General features: G+C 51.0%; 6 protein-coding genes. 1 reads left to right on the top strand and 5 read right to left on the bottom strand.

Annotated features, from left to right (window positions below):
* The coding region (locus B347_RS24615; protein ID WP_192812348.1) for a helix-turn-helix transcriptional regulator at positions 1-383 on the top strand (383 nt) is incomplete at its 5' end.
* A gap of 49 nt (positions 384-432) precedes the next feature.
* Here B347_RS24615 and B347_RS0103425 read toward each other — a convergent pair.
* From B347_RS0103425 to B347_RS25510, 5 genes are all read right to left on the bottom strand, one after another.
* The gene (locus B347_RS0103425) at positions 433-894 is read right to left on the bottom strand and encodes an SMI1/KNR4 family protein (protein WP_019408311.1); all 462 of its coding nucleotides are present in this window, start codon (positions 892-894) and stop codon (positions 433-435) included.
* A gap of 2 nt (positions 895-896) precedes the next feature.
* Positions 897-1,127, bottom strand: a complete 231-nt coding sequence (locus B347_RS26820; protein WP_237719097.1) for an HNH/ENDO VII family nuclease — start codon at positions 1,125-1,127, stop codon at positions 897-899.
* A gap of 413 nt (positions 1,128-1,540) precedes the next feature.
* A complete protein-coding gene (locus tag B347_RS24610; protein WP_019408309.1) occupies positions 1,541-1,834 on the bottom strand; it encodes a hypothetical protein in 294 nt (97 codons plus the stop codon).
* A gap of 59 nt (positions 1,835-1,893) precedes the next feature.
* Positions 1,894-2,424, bottom strand: a complete 531-nt coding sequence (locus tag B347_RS0103410; protein WP_019408308.1) for an SMI1/KNR4 family protein — start codon at positions 2,422-2,424, stop codon at positions 1,894-1,896.
* Between the two features lie 2 nt (positions 2,425-2,426).
* Positions 2,427-4,567 (bottom strand): DUF637 domain-containing protein (locus B347_RS25510; RefSeq protein WP_192812347.1); only part of this gene is annotated, 2,141 nt, incomplete at its 5' end.

The raw sequence follows: 4,567 nt of genomic DNA, 5'->3' as shown, positions 1-4,567 counted from the left end.
GCTGTCTTGCGCAGCCAAGAGTGCAAGGTTGCCGCCTGCCACCAAATACGCCTCGTCACCGGCGGTTATCCGGCTGGCGATTAGGCTGGCCGGGCGTTTCCCAGCAGACCATCCAAGCCTATGAGTCCGGCAAGCGGCGGATTCAGGTAGCGGCCCTGCCAGAACTGTCCCGACTGCTTGCAACCACACTCGAAGAGCTGTTTGATCAGCAGCAGGAAACCACTGTGCGTAAACGTGGCCCCGCTCCGAAATGGCAACAGCAACTGGAAGCCATCGACCAACTGCCCAAGAGCCAACAGAAATTTGTTGCGCAGATGCTCGATGCCCTGATCGCTCAGGCCACGACTAAAGCGAGCAGCGAAGGAAGGGAGGTATTGCAGTAAGCAGATAAAACAACACCGGCGCATGACCGGTGTGGGATGAGGATAGCTATCAAATATGAGCAGAAATTCGTTTATATAAAAACTCATAAAAATCTGAAGCGTAATTAACATTCTCGCCAGACGGAAGCCGAAGACTCACGGGGCATTCACCATCTTTAAACTTTGAATAGTCAAAGAAAAATACCTCCCCCATATCAGTTTCGCTAATCACAAGCTTTTTGCCATCTACCAGATTATTCTTTATGCCCACAATATGTTGATAGACAATATCTCCCCCATTGACATTCTCAAAGTCCACGCCATAGATACTGTAAATTTCTTCAGTACCAATCTCTCCACCCGCATACGTCTTTAAAAACCACTTGTACGACCCTGGAAGTTCAAGCCCTAGCCTCTGCTCCGCCTTCTCAATCCAGTCATCACCCACGCGATCGGCCTCACTACCAAAGCACACGATATCAGGATGCAGTGATACTAAATCCTCAATTTGATGCGTCGTAACTTGGCTCATTCTCAATTCCTAAAATCTGCAGATCGTTGCTGCCAGTACTGCACCTTCCACTTATCAAAAGCTGCCCTATCAATACCAGAAGGGATTGTATTAGGGTTAATGTGAATAGTTGCGCTATTGGTTTGGTGAAAACTCTGCGTCATTTCTGCAATAGGCCCTGACTGGGTTTGCGTCATATGGTGCAGGTTCACCGACTTACCATCTACCCCGATGGGCGCTCGACCAGATGCCATACGTTCAGCATTACTACCTGTTATGACCTTGCCACCTTCACGCCAACTAGTTTGCAAATTAGGATCAAATAAATCATTCCGCTGATAGACCTTATTCCCACTAAACTGAATAGGATCCTTTGACCAAAAATTACGCTGCTGAGTAAAAACAGAGCCCGCTTCTGTAGCGTTCCCTATTCCTTTTGCACCAATTTATTCGTGAGAAGCTAAAGCCTTAGTCGCCTGATGCAAAGCAGCCATAAGGTCCTCAAGTTTGAAATTCCATTTACTCCCCTCAACTGGGGGATAAATTTCTATTTCAATTGGTCTTCCTGGCTCATGTGATACCTCAGCCAACTGACTCAACCCCGCCCAAATCTCGAATACACAATTCTCTCGATCTGGGGGGCTTGTCATCACAGTAGATAAAAGACTCATGGCTTCGGCGGCTCCAATAAACCAATAAATTTTCCATTTGAATCGTAGCGAAGCCCACGGCCATCAGGGGCAATCACATCCATAACCTTCCCAAATCTACCGGTGTCTTTATAGGTTACTGTGGTCGCCGGGTTGCTCAAGATCTCGTCAGCTATTTTTTGACCTTGGGCGTTGATTTCAGAAGGGCTTCCTTTAATGCTAGGGAACGCACTGCCTTCACGACTGCCGTGTTTTTGGAGTGCTCGACCAGCTAATGAAAGTTGTCCTGATTTATCGGCCGGATCAAGCATTTTTCCTGCATTCGACAAATCATCAATGCTTTTTCCAGCGAACGCACTACCTTTTGCCCCTAATCAGCAGCTGTAAAAAAATGCTTATCTAGATCAACAGGAGGAAACTGACTAGGTAGAATTCTTGACGAAATATCTCTGCTAAGCAGCTTTAAAATAAATTCAACACAGCCGAAGTTGTAGACTTCCTCCTCCCCCTGATCCGAGCTATGAATAGCAACTTTCCATGAGTCTGGCTCTCCATCAACCAACCAAACAAAAGTTTCTCCATTATCCGTTACCGCCCAAGGAAGAAAAGAGCCTTCCGCAGGGTAATCTGGCCTTGGATAGTCCGATAAAAATTCCTGCCTCATTACAGCGTATGCGTCTATAAAATATTGGCTCTTTTCAAAATTCAAATTTGAGTTTTCTGAAAATGGGTCTAACACCCATACGAAATCGTCTACTGCACCACATCCGTAAATTGATATGAACTGTTTAAAATCAGACGGTAATCGCAGACCTCCCTCAGATTCAAAGGTCGCCCAAGCCGCATTATCAAAGATTCGCTGAGATGGTGGCGAAAGGAGAGCAATCAGTTTATTTATCATTCTTACTTAACTCCACTCACGTTCGGAATTGATACATCAAGAGTAAAACCGCCTGACCCACGAGCAGACAACGTTACACCGGTTGGCATCGGGTTTGTACCTGTATAAATAGGCACAGCCCTATAGCTTACTGTTTCGCCACTCTGCACTGCGCCCCTGACTTGACGCTCAAATGAACTCATATTTGGATGATTTGCGTTGCGCTGGAAAAGTGTCACCAAATTTCTTGCATCATCACCAGCCCCTCCTAGTGAATTCGCAAGCAAATGTCCTCGCGCATGGTTAGCAGGCTGCCCCTCAAAACCTGGAGGTCGAATCGCTGGGTTAGCGCTTGAACCGCCTCCCAATGAATCCTCCCTAAGGACTGCTGTAACGCCAGTAGGTCGACCAAGTGAGTCAAGCTCGCCAAGAATTACATTGCTTGGGGCATTTGGACTTGGCTTGGCAAGCGACGAGTAGCTGCTTTCTGGAATTGCTTTTGCACCAACGCTGGCAGCCCCACCCTTTACAACCCCAACCTCACCTACAACCCTGGCACCAGCTCCCAACCCACCAGAAAGCACAATACCAGCAACTTCGCCATTTGTAGCCTGTGTTGTTTTTTGGACGGTGAGCCGCAGGTCGTCTTGGTTTTTATCTTGGAAACCACGAACGATTTGCTGTTCCTGCGGGCTAAGGCCTGCGCTGTAGCCATGGTCATCGAGCGCCTTGGTGCCAGCCTCAACATCGGTGCGTAGTGCGTTGCAATTTGTGTAGCCCTCGCACTGCAGCATGGCAAGGCCGGTTTTGGTGTCGCTGAGCCTCTGGTAGTGCGCGGTGACATCGGCTCTGCAAGCAGTGGGGTCTCCTGCCCCTCGACACCCTTTCAAGTCTTTGATCAGGTCATCAGCTTCGTGATGATTGAGGTAGTTGTAGGCCGTCGCATTTTTAGCGATTTCTGCGCCTTTCTGGACGTCTCCGCCCGTCGCGCCTGCAGCAGCTATACCAATTAATTGCGAAGCCGCCAGCAGTAAACCCGGTTCGCCTTCAACCGCTTTCGACAGCGTGCTGACCAGGGCTTCGTTCGCCCCAGCAGCCAGTGCTCCAGTGGCAAAGCTGCCTCCGCCAGCCTGGCTTAACAGGCCTCCGACCAAGGCATGCAGCGCTACTTTTTGCGCACCCGAATCGGCCCATTGCTGGTCTTTCGAGTAGTCACCAACAGCGTTGAAGGCCACGGCTTGTAGCGTACGTTGCAATTGCGAGCTGAGGGCGCTGCCCAGGTTTTTGTTCAGGCTACCGCCTTGCAGCGCTGTGCCTACTCCAGCCTGTGCAACGCCTTGTGCACCCGAGTACGCAGCAAATCGCCCGATGTCCGTTGCGGAGCCAAGGTCAAAGCCTTTGGTGACTTTATTGACGTTGTCACCCGACACGCCAAAGGCCGGGTCCAGCACCCCTGCCGTGAAGCCTGCGGTCAAAGCACCCGTGGCATAGTTCTTCAAGCTGTCAGACGAGGTAACGTCTTGGAGGGTAGCCCCCAGATTTCCGCCATTGTTGATAAAACTGACCGCACCGCCACTGGCCAGCGATGTCAATGCGGAAGTGGCCATGACATTGCCCCAACCCGCGGCCACAAAAGTGCCCGCTGAAGCACCGGCAGTTGCAACCCCGCCAGCCGCCATGGCGGTGCCTGAACCCGCCGTTGCACCGGCTGCGCCACCCGCCAGCGCGCTGCCTGCACCGGCTGTCAACACCGTCACGATGATGATGATTGCCAGCATGGCGCCTTGCCCGAGGTTGGAGTGGCTGTACTTGAACGAGTCGTGCATTTCCTGCACTTGTCGCCAATCCACATCCCCGCGCTTTTCAGCGTCTTTTAGCCAGGCCAGTTGTGGGTCGGCCTTGACCATCACGTCGATAGCTTGGCTGACGGTGTGCTGGTCGATCTGTTTAATGTCAATCTTGAGGCCATCAACGGCTTTGATCGCCAGGTTGCCGTCGGCAAGCATTTGGGTCTGGCGCAAGGTCTCATCGGTTTTGCCCTTGCCTTTGGCACTCACCCAAGCGAGGTCGCTTTTGCTCTTCTCGTGGCTCTCTTGAAGCAGGTCTTTGACCGCCTCAAAGGTCACCGCGCCTCCGCTGGTTATAGCGATGTCATTGCCACTCT

The organism is Pseudomonas psychrophila HA-4, from assembly GCF_000282975.1.
Taxonomy (GTDB): Bacteria; Pseudomonadota; Gammaproteobacteria; order Pseudomonadales; family Pseudomonadaceae; genus Aquipseudomonas; species Aquipseudomonas psychrophila_A.
Note: the sequence above shows the minus strand (reverse complement) of the source record. Positions and strands in the feature narration are given on the sequence as shown.

Coding starts and splice junctions, on each gene's coding strand:
- B347_RS0103425 (WP_019408311.1), bottom strand. CDS start 894: ATGAGCCAAGTTACGACGCATCAAATTGAGGATTTAGTATCACTGCAT.
- B347_RS26820 (WP_237719097.1), bottom strand. CDS start 1,127: ATGGCATCTGGTCGAGCGCCCATCGGGGTAGATGGTAAGTCGGTGAAC.
- B347_RS24610 (WP_019408309.1), bottom strand. CDS start 1,834: ATGCTTGATCCGGCCGATAAATCAGGACAACTTTCATTAGCTGGTCGA.
- B347_RS0103410 (WP_019408308.1), bottom strand. CDS start 2,424: ATGATAAATAAACTGATTGCTCTCCTTTCGCCACCATCTCAGCGAATC.